Source organism: Domibacillus sp. PGB-M46, assembly GCF_022668875.1.
Taxonomy (GTDB): Bacteria; Bacillota; Bacilli; order Bacillales; family Domibacillaceae; genus Domibacillus.
Window position 1 is genome coordinate 1 of the sequence record NZ_JAKGCR010000013.1, and the last position, 12,538, is coordinate 12,538.

At 46.5% G+C, this 12,538-nt stretch carries 16 protein-coding genes; 3 read left to right on the forward strand and 13 right to left on the reverse strand.

The features are described from left to right. Positions 1-408: 408 nt before the first annotated feature. Complete coding sequence (locus tag L2D08_RS14795) at positions 409-1,509, reverse strand: AbrB family transcriptional regulator (RefSeq protein ID WP_242234707.1); 1,101 nt, start codon at positions 1,507-1,509, stop codon at positions 409-411. Between the two features lie 120 nt (positions 1,510-1,629). On the opposite strand from L2D08_RS14795, the gene L2D08_RS14800 reads away from it, so the two are divergent. Beyond that, entirely contained in the window at positions 1,630-2,502 is an 873-nt protein-coding gene (locus L2D08_RS14800; protein WP_242234709.1) for a LysR family transcriptional regulator, read from the forward strand. 39 nt (positions 2,503-2,541) lie between these two features. Here the strand turns inward: L2D08_RS14800 and L2D08_RS14805 are convergent, their stop codons facing one another. From L2D08_RS14805 to L2D08_RS14845, 9 genes are all read right to left on the reverse strand, one after another. Next, positions 2,542-3,186, reverse strand: coding sequence for an SDR family oxidoreductase (locus L2D08_RS14805; RefSeq protein ID WP_242234711.1), 645 nt, complete (start codon positions 3,184-3,186; stop codon positions 2,542-2,544). A 76-nt stretch (positions 3,187-3,262) separates the two neighbouring features. Beyond that, complete coding sequence (locus L2D08_RS14810; RefSeq protein WP_242234713.1) at positions 3,263-3,775, reverse strand: acyl-CoA thioesterase; 513 nt, start codon at positions 3,773-3,775, stop codon at positions 3,263-3,265. 80 nt (positions 3,776-3,855) lie between these two features. Beyond that, a complete protein-coding gene (locus L2D08_RS14815) occupies positions 3,856-4,707 on the reverse strand; it encodes a Cof-type HAD-IIB family hydrolase (RefSeq protein WP_242234715.1) in 852 nt (283 codons plus the stop codon). After that, a complete protein-coding gene (locus L2D08_RS14820) occupies positions 4,704-5,462 on the reverse strand; it encodes an inositol monophosphatase family protein (protein WP_242234717.1) in 759 nt (252 codons plus the stop codon). The genes L2D08_RS14815 and L2D08_RS14820 overlap by 4 nt, the downstream gene beginning before the upstream one ends. 84 nt (positions 5,463-5,546) lie before the next feature. After that, on the reverse strand, positions 5,547-5,756 hold the full coding sequence (locus L2D08_RS14825; RefSeq protein ID WP_242234719.1) for a hypothetical protein: 210 nt from the start codon (positions 5,754-5,756) through the stop codon (positions 5,547-5,549). A gap of 103 nt (positions 5,757-5,859) precedes the next feature. After that, positions 5,860-6,876, reverse strand: a complete 1,017-nt coding sequence (gene moaA / locus L2D08_RS14830; RefSeq protein WP_242234869.1) for a GTP 3',8-cyclase MoaA — start codon at positions 6,874-6,876, stop codon at positions 5,860-5,862. Positions 6,877-6,894: 18 nt separating this feature from the next. Beyond that, complete coding sequence (gene moaD / locus L2D08_RS14835) at positions 6,895-7,128, reverse strand: molybdopterin converting factor subunit 1 (protein ID WP_242234720.1); 234 nt, start codon at positions 7,126-7,128, stop codon at positions 6,895-6,897. After that, entirely contained in the window at positions 7,125-7,577 is a 453-nt protein-coding gene (locus tag L2D08_RS14840; RefSeq protein WP_255821979.1) for a molybdenum cofactor biosynthesis protein MoaE, read from the reverse strand. The genes moaD and L2D08_RS14840 overlap by 4 nt, the downstream gene beginning before the upstream one ends. Beyond that, positions 7,562-8,821 (reverse strand): molybdopterin molybdotransferase MoeA, encoded by a 1,260-nt coding sequence (locus L2D08_RS14845; protein WP_242234721.1) that lies wholly within the window; start codon positions 8,819-8,821, stop codon positions 7,562-7,564. Before L2D08_RS14845 ends, L2D08_RS14840 begins: the two co-directional genes overlap by 16 nt. Before the next feature lie 67 nt (positions 8,822-8,888). Here L2D08_RS14845 and moaC point away from each other — a divergent pair, with 67 nt between their 5' ends. Then, positions 8,889-9,383, forward strand: a complete 495-nt coding sequence (moaC, locus tag L2D08_RS14850; protein WP_242234723.1) for a cyclic pyranopterin monophosphate synthase MoaC — start codon at positions 8,889-8,891, stop codon at positions 9,381-9,383. A gap of 59 nt (positions 9,384-9,442) precedes the next feature. On the opposite strand, the gene L2D08_RS14855 is transcribed toward moaC, so the two are convergent. Together L2D08_RS14855 and L2D08_RS14860 are read right to left on the reverse strand one after the other, a co-directional pair. Further along, positions 9,443-9,943, reverse strand: a complete 501-nt coding sequence (locus L2D08_RS14855; protein ID WP_242234724.1) for a MogA/MoaB family molybdenum cofactor biosynthesis protein — start codon at positions 9,941-9,943, stop codon at positions 9,443-9,445. 15 nt (positions 9,944-9,958) lie between these two features. Further along, positions 9,959-10,978 carry a ThiF family adenylyltransferase gene (locus L2D08_RS14860; RefSeq protein WP_242234726.1) on the reverse strand — a complete coding sequence of 340 codons (1,020 nt, stop codon included), beginning with the start codon at positions 10,976-10,978 and terminating at the stop codon, positions 9,959-9,961. A gap of 51 nt (positions 10,979-11,029) precedes the next feature. Between L2D08_RS14860 and L2D08_RS14865 the strand changes: the two genes are divergently transcribed. Then, a complete protein-coding gene (locus L2D08_RS14865) occupies positions 11,030-11,413 on the forward strand; it encodes a hypothetical protein (RefSeq protein WP_242234728.1) in 384 nt (127 codons plus the stop codon). A gap of 57 nt (positions 11,414-11,470) precedes the next feature. Here the strand turns inward: L2D08_RS14865 and L2D08_RS14870 are convergent, their stop codons facing one another. After that, positions 11,471-12,538, reverse strand: a complete 1,068-nt coding sequence (locus L2D08_RS14870; RefSeq protein WP_242234730.1) for an ABC transporter substrate-binding protein — start codon at positions 12,536-12,538, stop codon at positions 11,471-11,473.

The following is a 12,538-nucleotide window of genomic DNA, read 5'->3' on the forward strand; positions in this document are numbered from 1 at the left end:
GTGTTTTTAATGGGAAATAAAAATTTTAAAACGTTGACGTTTTTATTGATTTTGTTCAGTTTTCAATGTTCAATTTGTTTACGCTATCTCTGCGACAGCTATAACAGCATATCATTAATCACTTTTGAATGTCAACAACTTTTTTAAAGGTTATTTATTTCATACTGAGAAGTTATTAATGAAGCTAAATCACTTTATCATACCTCTCAAATCTAGTCAATCTTTTTGAGAAGATATTAACCAAAACCGTTTAAAATTTTCATGTTTTGAATTACTGTTCAAGAGACGGTATTAAATATAACACTTTTACTTTTTAAAAGTCAAACCTTTTTAAAAAAGACTAAAGAAATAACTCTGTTTTTCTTCTCTTCTGCTAAAGAAGAAAAACAGAGCCAAAAGTTAATTGTACTAAACGGATGCATGAGAATGAGTTTCTTTTCTTGTCTCCCATGCATGCAGCATTCGGAACACTGGCGGCAGCACGAGGATCACCGCGATAATACGCAAAACTTGAACCGCTACAACAAAAGTCGCATCAGCATTGAGAACGACTGCAGTTGTTGCCATTTCTGCTACCCCACCTGGCGCGAACGCCAAAGCAGCCGTCATAAACGCAATGCCCGTTGCTTTTGATACAATATATGCGCAAACAAACATAGCGCCGATAAACAGAACCGTACTAATAAACGCGATGGCAATGGTCTGCTTTAATCCGTAAAACATTTCTTTCCGAAACCGTGATCCAATGGAAGCAGCAATCACAATTTGCGAAAGGATCATAATTTCATGCGGCCAGTATGCCTGCATATCGTATCCGACTGCAGAAGATGTACCTGACTGTACAATTGCTGTCGACAGCATGCCTCCCAGCAGCCAGGGGGCAGGAAATTTCAATTTTTTTCCAACATGGTAGCCTGCATACGCTGTTACAGCGAGGACCGATGTCCAGCCAAAGCTGGTCCATTCAAATACAGAAGGAGCTGTTTGGGCAGCAGAAGCGGCAGATGGATGAAATACGAGGACCGAAACAACGATAGGGATAATAAAGATAACCAAAAACACACGCATCGTCTGCAAAATGCTGACAACCGCTGTATTAGCCCCTACTTCTTCGGCAATTCCCGGCATAGCCGACAAACCACCAGGAGCTGTACTGAAAAAGCTTGTCAGCATATCTGTTTTGCTGAATTTCCACAAAACCACACCTGACAGGAGCGAAAATACAATCGAAAGCAGGAGCATAATGATAATAACCGCCCAATCCTTTTGAAAAACAGTAAGAACGGAAAGATTGATTTTTTGACCAAGCTCAATGCCTAAAATACATTGACCAGCATAAAGCCAGTATTTCGGAACGCCTTTCTTTCCTAAAACGTTTGGCTTAGTGAAAGAAATAAGCATAGCGGCTAAAAGTGTGCCGAGCATCCAGCCAATCGACAGGCCAGTCATGGAAAGCAGCAGCCCTCCAATAGCGCTTATGGCAATAAACAGCCATTTTGTTTCTTTCATGGTGACTCCTTCTTTCTTCTTGTTCTACTATTTACTATAATGAAAAAAGAGAAATAAATAAAATATCGTTTTTCTATACTTAACGATAAATATTGATTATACCTGTAAGGAGACGGTCAAATGGATGAACGCGACTGGCTTATATTACAAACACTGCATGCACATAAAAATATTACAAGCGCCGCGCGGTCGCTTTATATTTCCCAGCCTGCTCTGACAAGCCGTCTGAAACAAATGGAAAAAGAGTTTAGCGTGCAGATTGTCACACGCGGAAGGCGCGGTGTGCAGTTTACACCGCAGGGAGATTATTTAGCAAAGTGTGCAGACGATATGATTCACCGCATGCAGAAAATCAAAGAAAACGTGTTAAATATGGAAAATACGATGTCCGGCACACTTCGTCTTGGTGTCTCAACTTTTTTTACGGATTATAAGCTGCCGGGCCTTTTAAAAATGTTTAAAGAAGAATATCCAAATGTCGAGTTTAAAGTTGTGACAGAATGGAGCAGCCATATTACCCATTTAATCCACAACCAGGATGTACACGTTGGATTCGTCAAAGGCGATTACGGCTGGAAAGACCAAAAGCGCCTCCTGTTTGAAGAAACCATCTGTGTGGCATCGAAGCACGAAATTGACCTGGAGAACCTGCCTGACCATCCGAGAATTGATTATAGGACTGATCAAGGACTGAAAATGGTCGTCGATAACTGGTGGGCAGAGAATTATGCGAAGCCGCCTTTAATCAGCATTGACGTTGATAAAGCCGGCACGTGCAAAAACATGGTGGCAAACGGTCTCGGCTATGCCATTTTGCCAAGCATGATTTTAGAAGATATCGAAAATCTCTATAAAATCCCTTTAAGGCAGCCAAACGGCGAGCTGATCAAGCGGAAAGGCTGGATGTTTTTCCATGAGGAATCGCTTGAATTAAATATTGTCAGAGCGTTTGTTGAATTTATTGAACAAATTGACCTTAAAGCCATCCATTAAAAAAACAGCTCTCCCTGTTTCACAGGGAGAGCTGTTTTTTTAAATTTGTTTTAACGCACTGCTGACCGACTTTTCCCCGGAGATCAAATCAAAGGAGCGGTTAAACGTATGTGCCTCGTCAAGTGCATGAAAAACGACCAGCGCTACGTCTTCACGCGGAATGGAACCGCGCTCAAGCTGTTTGCCTGCCTCCACTCTCCCTGTGCCTGGCTCATTCAACAAGCCGCCAGGGCGCACAATTGTATAAGTGAGTGAGCTTTGTTCAACTGCACGGTCTGCATAGTGCTTCGCTACATAGTAAGGAAGAATCGCTTTATTCCAGTTTTCGCGATTGTTCGCTTGCAGCGCACTCACCATCACAAATCGTTTTACTCCGATTTTTTCGGCTGCTTCCACCATTTTTACTGCTCCGTCCAAGTCAATCAAAAGCGTTTTATCAGGGCCGGTGTGACCGCCGGATCCAGCGGTAAAAACAATCGCATCACAGCCATACGCCGCATCTGTCAGCTCATCTACACTGCCTTCCAGATTGGCAACAACCGCTTCTATTCCCTTTTCCCTCAGCGCTTCCGCTTGTTTTTCCTTGCGTACCATAGCCCGCGCTTCGTGCTTCTCACTATCCTGCAGAAGCCCGACTAATTTTTGCCCGATTTGTCCGTTTGCTCCAACTACCAGCACTTTCATTGTATATGAGCACCTCTTTCCAAATCATTTCCTGCTCATTATTTCAAAAAAAGGAAGTGGGATCAAACGAGACGACTTACGACTCTAATTTGTCTGTCGTTAAATAAGCCGCTAATTCTTTACTGTCCTTTTTCCGCTCTTTCCGCTTTTGTGCCCGCATTGGTGCCGTTTCATTCAGCTTTTTTTCTTCATTCGTAACAGGGATCACACCTGGAACAGGAGCCGGACGCCGATTGTCGTCCAGGGCGACAAACGTCAAAAAAGCCGTAGCCGCGATTTTTCTCGCACCGGTTTTTAAATCTTCCGCAATAATTTTAACAAAGACTTCCATCGAAGAACTGCCTGTCCACGTCACAAACGATTCAAAGCAAACCGAATCGCTCGGGCGGATCGGATGTAAAAAGTCCACAGAATCGGTTGAAGCCGTCACACATTCCTTCCGGCTGTGGCGCGCAGCTGAAATGGACGCTACCTGGTCCACATCACTCATCAGACGTCCCCCAAATAATGTATTATGATTGTTTACATCATTTGGAAACACCCGGCTCGTCCGCACGACACGAGATTCTCTGCATTTTTTCGGCTCCATTGTTTATCACTCACTTATCCTTAATTTTAGAAATATGCGTTTCATTATAATCCCAAAATGTGCATAAAGAAAGAAGGATTTTACAAGAGCTGGCGGATCGCATGAGCGACGCCAAATTCGTCGTTGGCGAGTGTGACAGCCCCTGCCTTTTCTTTTACTTCTTCCGGCGCATTGCCCATTGCCACACTCCGGCCGGCGGCTTCAAACATCGATATATCATTGAAGTTGTCGCCGATCGCCATCGTTTCTTCTGTTTTCACACCAAATTGATCAGCCAGCTTCCGAACAGCATTTCCTTTTGAAACATCCGGATGCATAATATCGAACACATGACTCGCTGAAGCCGTCAGAGCAAGATCACGCCGACCCGCATAACGGTCCCATGCTTCCTGCAATTTTTCTTCATCATAAGAAAAAGCGAGCAAATTAAAATACTGATTCGTTTCCTCCAGTATCTCTTTATAAGACGTTACAAAATGAAAAGGTTCCTGACTAAACTGCCGCTCGGCCGCTTCTTTCATTTCCTCACGGTCCGCATACGGGTTGGCGGTTAGAATACGGTCCATTTCAACCTTTACCAATTCATGGCCATTGTTCGGTGAAAAAATGCTTTGTTTCGAAAACACCTCGTAGTAAAAGCTGCGCGCTTCAAAATAAGCGAGGATCTCTTCTGCCTGTTCTCTGCTTAAGGAAACAGCCTGGACGCAGGTTCCGGACGGGTCATGTATTGTCGCTCCGTTCGCGCCAATAATCCAGGTGACCAGTCCAGCCTCCTTCATAAGCTTTGAAGCATCCGGGTATGAGCGTCCAGTTGAGATGACAACCTCTATTCCTTTTTTCTGCGCTTTGCGTATCGCTTCTATATTTTCATGCGGAATTTTATTTTGGCTGCTGAGAAGTGTTCCATCCATATCTATAGCAATCAGCTTCATTTTGCTTCCTCAAGTAAAGAAACGAGTTTGTCAGCCGCCTGTTTCTGTCCAAACATCGTATACGGACCGGCTGCTGCCATTACACCTCCGGCTTCTGTTACAAGAAGCTGACCCGCCGCAATATCATAAAAAGCCGGGTGCATATAAAGTGCAGCATCCCATTTTCCGGCTGCAATGTATGCGAGCGTAACGGCTGCCGTGCCAATAATGCGGACGCGGTATACGTCGTTTACAATCTTCGAAAGCAGATCGAGCCGACGCACATTCGCTTCTTTGTTACCGTCTTTCGCAAAATCACTATGTGAAACAAAGGATTCCGCCAAAGGCACATTCCTTACACGAATCGGTTCACCATCCTTAAAAGCACCGCCGCCTTTTGATGCCCAATACGTCTCATCCAGCCCTGGCAGATCAATGACTCCGACAATTGGTTCCCCTTTGTATGTAAGCGCAATGGAGACACCATACTGCGGCACGCCAATGCTGTAGTTAATCGTTCCATCAATTGGATCAATTACCCATTCGTAGTCACTGTCCGCCTCAATCACTCCAGCTTCTTCACTGAAAATGCGATGTTCTGGATACTTCTGTTGAATTCGTTCGATAATAAGCGCTTCAACTTTGATATCCATTTCTGTAACGAAATCCTTTGCTGCTTTGATTGTCTGTCCGCCCGCTTTTCCGGCATTCGGCCGTAAAAAAGCACCCGCTTCCTTTCCAAGCTCAATCGCAAACGCAGTATACTCCTCGTACATCTAATCGCCCCTATCCTTATATGTATTAATCGTATCATATCAAAAAAAGGGCCTGCTCCTCCACCGTTGGAGAGCAGGCATCCATTAATAAACACCACGAATATGCTGTTTTACTTTTTCATCATAAAACGCTTTGACCCGCTCCTGCTCTTCCTGTGTGAAAGAAGGCGTGTGGGGCGCCCGCAGGTTTTGCTCGACTTGCCGCGTGTTTTTAAATCCGGGAATGATGCACGTTACTTCCGGATAGTCGAGAGAAGCTTCTGCCCTCGATCCTCTTCCCTCTGCAATCCACATGATCCTCCCTTGGTTAAGAAAACGCTTTTATAAAAGTAAGTACACGAGACAAGCCGATAAAATAAAAGCGCCGGCCCCCCGATCAAAGGAGCCGGCACTGCTTTTATCCGCCAATATAAGACATGCCAATTTTTTTACGGCTTTTCGCCGTTTGCTCTGTTCGCTCATCGGAATAGCGGTCCGTCCGCCCTTCCCATACACCTCGAATAGCCTGAGCCAGCTCTTCGTCTGAAGCACCGGAGCGCAGCAGTTCTCTTATATCAAACCCACTTGTCGCAAACAAGCATGTATAAAACTTTCCATCCGATGAAAGCCGGGCGCGTGTGCAGGAAGAACAAAACGACTCAGAAACAGAAGGAATAAACCCAACTTCTGCTTCCCCATCTTTATAACGGTACCGTCCGGCCACTTCACCAAAATAAGCCGCTTCGGCTGGAATGAGTTCTTCTGTTTCGCGAAGGCGGTCAAGAAGCTCCCCTTTTGTGACGACTTGTTTAAAACTCCAGCCGTTGTCTGTGCCTACATCCATAAATTCAATAAACCGGAGAGTGATGTCCCGCTTCTTAAAATAAGCCGCCATCGGAGCGACTTCATGATCGTTCACACCTTTTTGCACAACCATATTAACCTTCACTGTAAATCCAAGTGACTGCGCGTAGTCAATATTTTGAAGAATAGCGTCCGGTGAAACCCCGCGGCCATTCATTTTCCCGAACGTTTCTTTTGATAACGCATCCAGACTGATGTTCAGCCTCCGAAGCCCTGCATCGAACAACGATTTACCATGCTGCTTCAGCAAAAGTCCGTTTGTCGTCAGACCGATGTCTTCTAGTCCGTCAAGCGATGACAGCATGCGGATTAATTGCGGCAGATCACGACGCAGCAGCGGTTCTCCGCCTGTCAGCCGCACTTTCTTAACGCCAAACCCTATAAACAGCGCTGCCAGCCGTGTGATTTCTTCAAAAGAGAGAAGCTCGCTTTTCGGCATAAACGCGTAATCATCACCAAAAATCTCCTTCGGCATGCAATACGTACAGCGAAAGTTGCACCGGTCAGTTACGGAAATCCGCAAATCACGCAATGGACGCTGAAGTGTATCGGTTATGTTCAAAGCGCTCAGTCCTTTTCATAGTTTTGGTTATCCCCCGCTTACCGGTGGAATAAAAGCTACGTGATCACCTGGGTGAACAGGCTCACTTTCGAGTACATATTCTTCATTAACCGCTATTTGCACAGCGGAAAAATCAAACTGTGGATAAGATGTTTTGACCCACTGCAGCACATCTGACGCAGTGCCGCTCTCCCATGCAAGCTCTTCTTCGGCTTTTCCGGCTGCTTCTTTTAAGCCCGCAAAATAATGCAGATAAATCATCCTTTGCCTCCTTCCGGTTTATAAGCTTGATCGCCGATCCATTCTTCTCCATCTTCCCATATTTCTTTTTTCCAGATTGGGACCACTTTTTTGATTTGCTCAATCGCGTATTCATTCGCTTCATAAGCGGCTCTTCGATGCGGAGAGGAGACAGCGATAATCACCGCAATGTCAGAAATGGCAAGCTCGCCAATCCGATGAACAATCGCTACGCGTGAACCTGGCCATTTCTCCATAATTCCATCACCGATTTGCGCCAGCTTTTTTTCAGCCATTGGCACGTATGCTTCATATTTTAAGTACATTGTCCGCTTTCCATTTGTCCACTCACGAACTGTACCAGCAAACAGTGTAACCGCACCTGCTCCCGGATGCGTGACGTAATCCATATATGGCGCTCCGTCAAGCGGCTCCTCTGTTACATGAAATGGTTTTAATTCAGCTCCCATACTGCTGCTCCTTCCTCTGATCCAATGATCAGTACATCTACTTCATCGCCTTTTTGGAATCCGCGCGTGCCGCCTGGCAATACGATAAATGCGTTTCCTCTTGCAATTGATGTGACTGAGTTTGATTTATTAAATCCTGCCGGGCTGACCACCGCGCCTGATGGAGCGGATGTATAAACGGCCCGAATGAACCGGTTAAACGGGTTTGGCTTTTTAAAATCTGCCGCCAGTACCGCCTTCTCATAAGGTAAATACGGCCGGCCGCTCCCCATCATGGAAAGAAGAGCGGGACGCACAAAAAGCTCAAAGCCAACAAAGCAGGCGGATGGGTTTCCGGACAAGCCAAATAAAAAAGTATCCCGCACATGAGCAACTGTTGTAACACTGCCTGGGCGCATCTGTACTTTATTAAATAATACCTCAGCTCCGAGACGGGCGTATACGGCCGGCAGGAAGTCAAAATCACCTACCGATACTCCACCCGTTGTAATAACGGCATCACATTCATTAATTGCCGCCTTCACCATATCGAAACAGGCATCCTCATCATCGGGAAGCGAACCAAGCAGCCGGCACTCTATGCCCATTCGCGCCAGCTGAGCGGCAATCATAGGACCATTTGAGTTACGGATTTTCCCCGGCGCAAGCGGCTCATGAACGTCAACAAGCTCGGTGCCTGTTGCCAGCAGCCCGACGACCGGCTTTTTCGCTACACGTACCTGTGCGTATCCGAATGTTGCCAGGACAGCAATAACGCCAGGCTGGATAAAAGTTCCGGCTTTGACGATAATCTCTCCTTCCTGTGCGTCTTCTCCTTTTAACGACACATTTTCAAGCGGTTCAAATGGCTTGCGAATGGTGAACGTATCTTCTGTGATCACTGTCTGTTCCAGCATCACAACAGCGTCCGCTCCGTTTGGCAGCGGTGCCCCGGTCATGATACGAACTGCTTCTCCCGCGCCGACTGTATGCGGCGACACAGCTCCTGCGCCAATATGATCAATGACGCGAAACTCAACACGCGACTCGCCGGAGGCGCCCTTTGTGTCGGCAGAGCGGACGGCAAATCCGTCATACGGAGAACGATCAAACGGGGGCACATCGTGACTGGCCCGAACCGGCTCCGCTAAAATCCGCCCGTATGCTTTATGGAGCGGTACCGTTTCCTCTGTTAAATGTGTCACCCGTTTCATCACTCTCTCAATCGCCTCTTTTACTGCAATCGGCTTTCGCTTGTCAACCATTCTCTTTTCCTCGCTTTCTTTTCCCCATGCTATACTGAGATTATCTATTACTTGAAAGGATGTTTGTATGTCTGAATTCACGCATTTTAATGAGCAGGGACGCGCTAAAATGGTGGATGTTTCTGAGAAAGCAGAAACGGTCCGTCTTGCTGTCGCTCATTCCTCTATCGAAGTAAACCAATCTATTTATGAGCAGATCACGCAAGGTACAAATAAAAAAGGGGATGTCTTCGCGGTTGCCCAAGTAGCCGGCATCATGGCCGCTAAACAAACCTCTTCAATTATTCCCATGTGCCACCCTATACCTTTAACCGGTGTTAATATCACGTTCCATTGGAAAGTGGACGAAGCAGCCGGCCGCTTTGTTGTATTCATTGAAGCAGAAGCAAAAACAAAGGGTGTAACCGGGGTTGAGATGGAGGCATTGACTGCCGCTTCAGCCGCTGCACTCACTATTTATGATATGTGTAAAGCATCCGGGAAAGAAATGGTGATCGGTCCAACGTATTTGCAGAAAAAGTCAGGCGGCAAAAACGGAGACTATGAGCGCGGCCGCAGTTAAGCGGCCGCTTTTCCCTTCCTCTACCACCGAATGAAAAGCTCTACACTTTTTATGCCTTTTTATTTTCTAGCTTCATGAAGCAAATGCGCCGCTTCCGGCAAAATCAACTTCCGCATCGCTAGATCAACCGCCCCGCGCGAGCCCGGCAGAGCAAAAAGCAGCTTTCCGCCTTTAGCTGTTCCCGCTAACGCTCTGGATAACATCGCTTTTGTGCCAATATCTTCTGTGAAACTTAAATAACGAAAAAACTCTCCAAATCCCGGAATTTCCTTTTGAAGCAGCGGCTTTACCGTCTCAATAGTAATATCCCGGGGTGCAATGCCAGTTCCGCCTGTTACAATGATCAAATCAATCTGATCATCTTCGAGCCACTTTCCAATCATCCCGCCCACTGCTTCCTGTTCATCCGGCACAATGGCATACCGCATCGTTTGATGGCCGTTTTCTTCCAGGAGAGCCTGGATGTGAGCACCGCTTTTATCCGATTCAACGGTTCGTGTGTCGCTCACAGTCAGAACACCGGCTGAACATGACGTTTCTTTCCCAAAATCAACTGACATTTCTTCCGCTCCCCCTTAACTGAAAAGCTGGTTATAAATTTTCAAAGCCTGCTTAGCGTCCTGCATTCCATGAAAAAACAAACGACCGTTTTCAAACAAAACAATTCGATGTTCACCAAACATAATCTGCAAAAAATAAGGCGTCCGCTTATGTTTCAACTGCTGTTTCCGGGCTATTTTCTCTCCGTCTTCAAGTGTCAGCGTCCGGCCGGCACCAGGTGTCAGCTGAATGGTGTCACGGCCGCACAATAAAGCCGCCTTTGTTTCATCTGACTGCCTCAAAGCCGGATACGTGCGTTTCACTCCGCACGACAGGCAGTCCAGCCGCTTCATTTTCTTCACACCGAATGCGTGCTTTTCATTTGTCCATGTGTCAATTCGCAGCATATCACGCCGTATAGAGTCAGCGTTCCCCGTCAACCATTTTAGTGCTTCAGCGCACTGAAAAGCTGCAGTTATATATACAGCCGGCGCAATCACACCGGCCGTGTCGCATGTTTCAGCAGAAGAGGGAAGTACCGGCAGCAGGCATCGAAAGCAAGGGCCTTCTCCGGGGATAAACGGCATAACAACACTTGTTGCACCGACGCAGGCTCCATAGATCCAAGGAATGCCATGCTTGACACTTGCATCATTGATCACAAGACGTGTTTCGAAATTGTCGGTCCCGTCAATCAGTAGATCGCTTCGCTGTGCCAGCCCTTCAATGAGCGCTGCATCTGCATGATCCATCCACGTTTCCACAGCAACCTCGCTATTGACGGCCGCCAGACGCTTTTTCGCCGCTTCCACTTTTGGCATCATATCGAGTGCATCCGCTTCTGTGTAAAGCGGCTGCCTGTGCAGGTTAGACACTTCAACATAATCACGATCGACAAGCAGCAGCCGGCCAACACCAGCGCGCGCCAGTGTATCTGCCGCGGCAGAACCGAGCGCCCCGCACCCAATAATCGCGACCGTTGACTGCGCCAGCCCTTCCTGGCCTTTTCTGCCGATCGGATAAAATTTTTGCTGCTTTGCAAACCGGTTTTCCATTTTCCCGCTTCCTCCCTGACGCTTTTCCCATCTTCATGGATAGATTGCTGTATGCTTTTAACGGCTTCGTTTGATTCTTTTATTTTACCATACTCTTTTTCTTTCCGCGCAGCCAGACAAAAGGATAAAGGCGCCCCGCAGCGCGCGAAACACCTTTATCCTTTTGATAGCGTAAATTTGTCAATGGCCCGCCGAAGTGTATCAACAACGAGAGAGCTTTGCCCTGAGTCAAAGCGCACGTCTTTAATCAGCTCAGCCATTTCCCCTGCCGACCCGTCCACCTGCCCGATTGTCTGTGCGTTTTGTACATTGCTTCTTATTCATGCAACGAATGGGACGGTTAGAATGAGAGCCGATAAGGCAGCGGGCTTTCCACATCAGCTTCTTTTAAAAAGCGGTGCCTCCCGACAAGCAGCCTGTCCGTTTTCTTTATGAAAGAAAAGACTGACGACTTTGCCGCCAGCCTTGGAACAGGTATTTATATGCAAGCCTTCATTTATAAATGCCAATGATCTCAACCGCCTTTTCTGTAACGGTTGTATCAATCGCTTTATCAAAATCAAATTCGCCGCGGATGGCTCCATGTTTCTTGTACATATCATATTGCTGGCGGATATCGTCTACGAACATTTTTCCATTTGGATCAAGGCCTGTTACGTACACTTCTTCCCACACTGCTGCATCCTTCAAAGAAGTATACTTGGTCATAATGTCAATGATCTCTTTCTTGCCTTCTCCTTTCTTAAAGGCATCGTTATAGTCGCGGACTCCTTTTAAATAGGCAGCCATAAAGCGCAGAGAAATATCCTTTTGTTCGTTAATAAACTGCGGCGAGCCAAGCACCATGGCAATTTGCGCTTTCGGGGCAAAGTCCGTTGCATCACCGAAGCGGACATGAATGCCTTCCGATACGCCCTGCGTAATGAGCGGTTCAATTTGAAGCGCTGCATCAACGGAGCCATTTTCGATAGCTGCCAGCATATTGCCGAAGTCCGGCATTAAAACAAACTCTACGTCGCTTTCCTTTAAGCCGGCGTGCTCGAGCATTTTCCGGAAGATATAATCATCAACCGCGTGCTCGGTGGATACCGCTACTTTTTTCCCTTTTAAATCGCTGTAATCTTTAATTTCATCCTTCTTGTCTGCGCCAATCACGAAAGTAAAATACGATTTTCCTTTTTCATTGTGCCCTTTGTCAGCGATAATTTTCACATCGATTCCTTGAGCAATGGCGTTGAAGAATGAGGCGGAAGAAACCCCTCCCGCAATATCTACTTCACCGGATGCAAGAGCGGGAAGCATATCGTCACTGTTAGCAAACGTCGCAAACTCCACTTCAATGTTGTAGTCCTCAAAATATCCTTTTTCATTGGCAATGTAAAATCCAGCACCGGATGCTGAACCGTCTTCCGCTATAATGACTTTTGTTTTTTCTTCCAAAGGAGCCAGATCACCGGATGGATTAGTCTTACTTACTTCATTCCCTACACTAGATGGTTTTTCTTCTCCACAGCCCGCTAAAAGGAACATAACACTTAACAATCCAAGCCACTTTTTCAT

Excerpts from the sequence above, each read along its gene's own strand:
- L2D08_RS14810 (WP_242234713.1), bottom strand. The coding sequence starts at position 3,775 with ATGGAGCCGAAAAAATGCAGAGAATCTCGTGTCGTGCGGACGAGCCGG.
- L2D08_RS14865 (WP_242234728.1), top strand. The coding sequence starts at position 11,030 with ATGCTTTTAACGGCTTCGTTTGATTCTTTTATTTTACCATACTCTTTT.
- L2D08_RS14855 (WP_242234724.1), bottom strand. The coding sequence starts at position 9,943 with ATGTCAGTTGATTTTGGGAAAGAAACGTCATGTTCAGCCGGTGTTCTG.
- L2D08_RS14825 (WP_242234719.1), bottom strand. The coding sequence starts at position 5,756 with ATGTGGATTGCAGAGGGAAGAGGATCGAGGGCAGAAGCTTCTCTCGAC.
- moaD (WP_242234720.1), bottom strand. The coding sequence starts at position 7,128 with ATGATTTATCTGCATTATTTTGCGGGCTTAAAAGAAGCAGCCGGAAAA.
- L2D08_RS14805 (WP_242234711.1), bottom strand. The coding sequence starts at position 3,186 with ATGAAAGTGCTGGTAGTTGGAGCAAACGGACAAATCGGGCAAAAATTA.
- L2D08_RS14795 (WP_242234707.1), bottom strand. The coding sequence starts at position 1,509 with ATGAAAGAAACAAAATGGCTGTTTATTGCCATAAGCGCTATTGGAGGG.
- L2D08_RS14845 (WP_242234721.1), bottom strand. The coding sequence starts at position 8,821 with ATGGTTGACAAGCGAAAGCCGATTGCAGTAAAAGAGGCGATTGAGAGA.
- L2D08_RS14800 (WP_242234709.1), top strand. The coding sequence starts at position 1,630 with ATGGATGAACGCGACTGGCTTATATTACAAACACTGCATGCACATAAA.
- L2D08_RS14840 (WP_255821979.1), bottom strand. The coding sequence starts at position 7,577 with ATGGGAGCTGAATTAAAACCATTTCATGTAACAGAGGAGCCGCTTGAC.
- L2D08_RS14815 (WP_242234715.1), bottom strand. The coding sequence starts at position 4,707 with ATGAAGCTGATTGCTATAGATATGGATGGAACACTTCTCAGCAGCCAA.
- L2D08_RS14820 (WP_242234717.1), bottom strand. The coding sequence starts at position 5,462 with ATGTACGAGGAGTATACTGCGTTTGCGATTGAGCTTGGAAAGGAAGCG.
- L2D08_RS14860 (WP_242234726.1), bottom strand. The coding sequence starts at position 10,978 with ATGGAAAACCGGTTTGCAAAGCAGCAAAAATTTTATCCGATCGGCAGA.
- L2D08_RS14870 (WP_242234730.1), bottom strand. The coding sequence starts at position 12,538 with ATGAAAAAGTGGCTTGGATTGTTAAGTGTTATGTTCCTTTTAGCGGGC.
- moaC (WP_242234723.1), top strand. The coding sequence starts at position 8,889 with ATGTCTGAATTCACGCATTTTAATGAGCAGGGACGCGCTAAAATGGTG.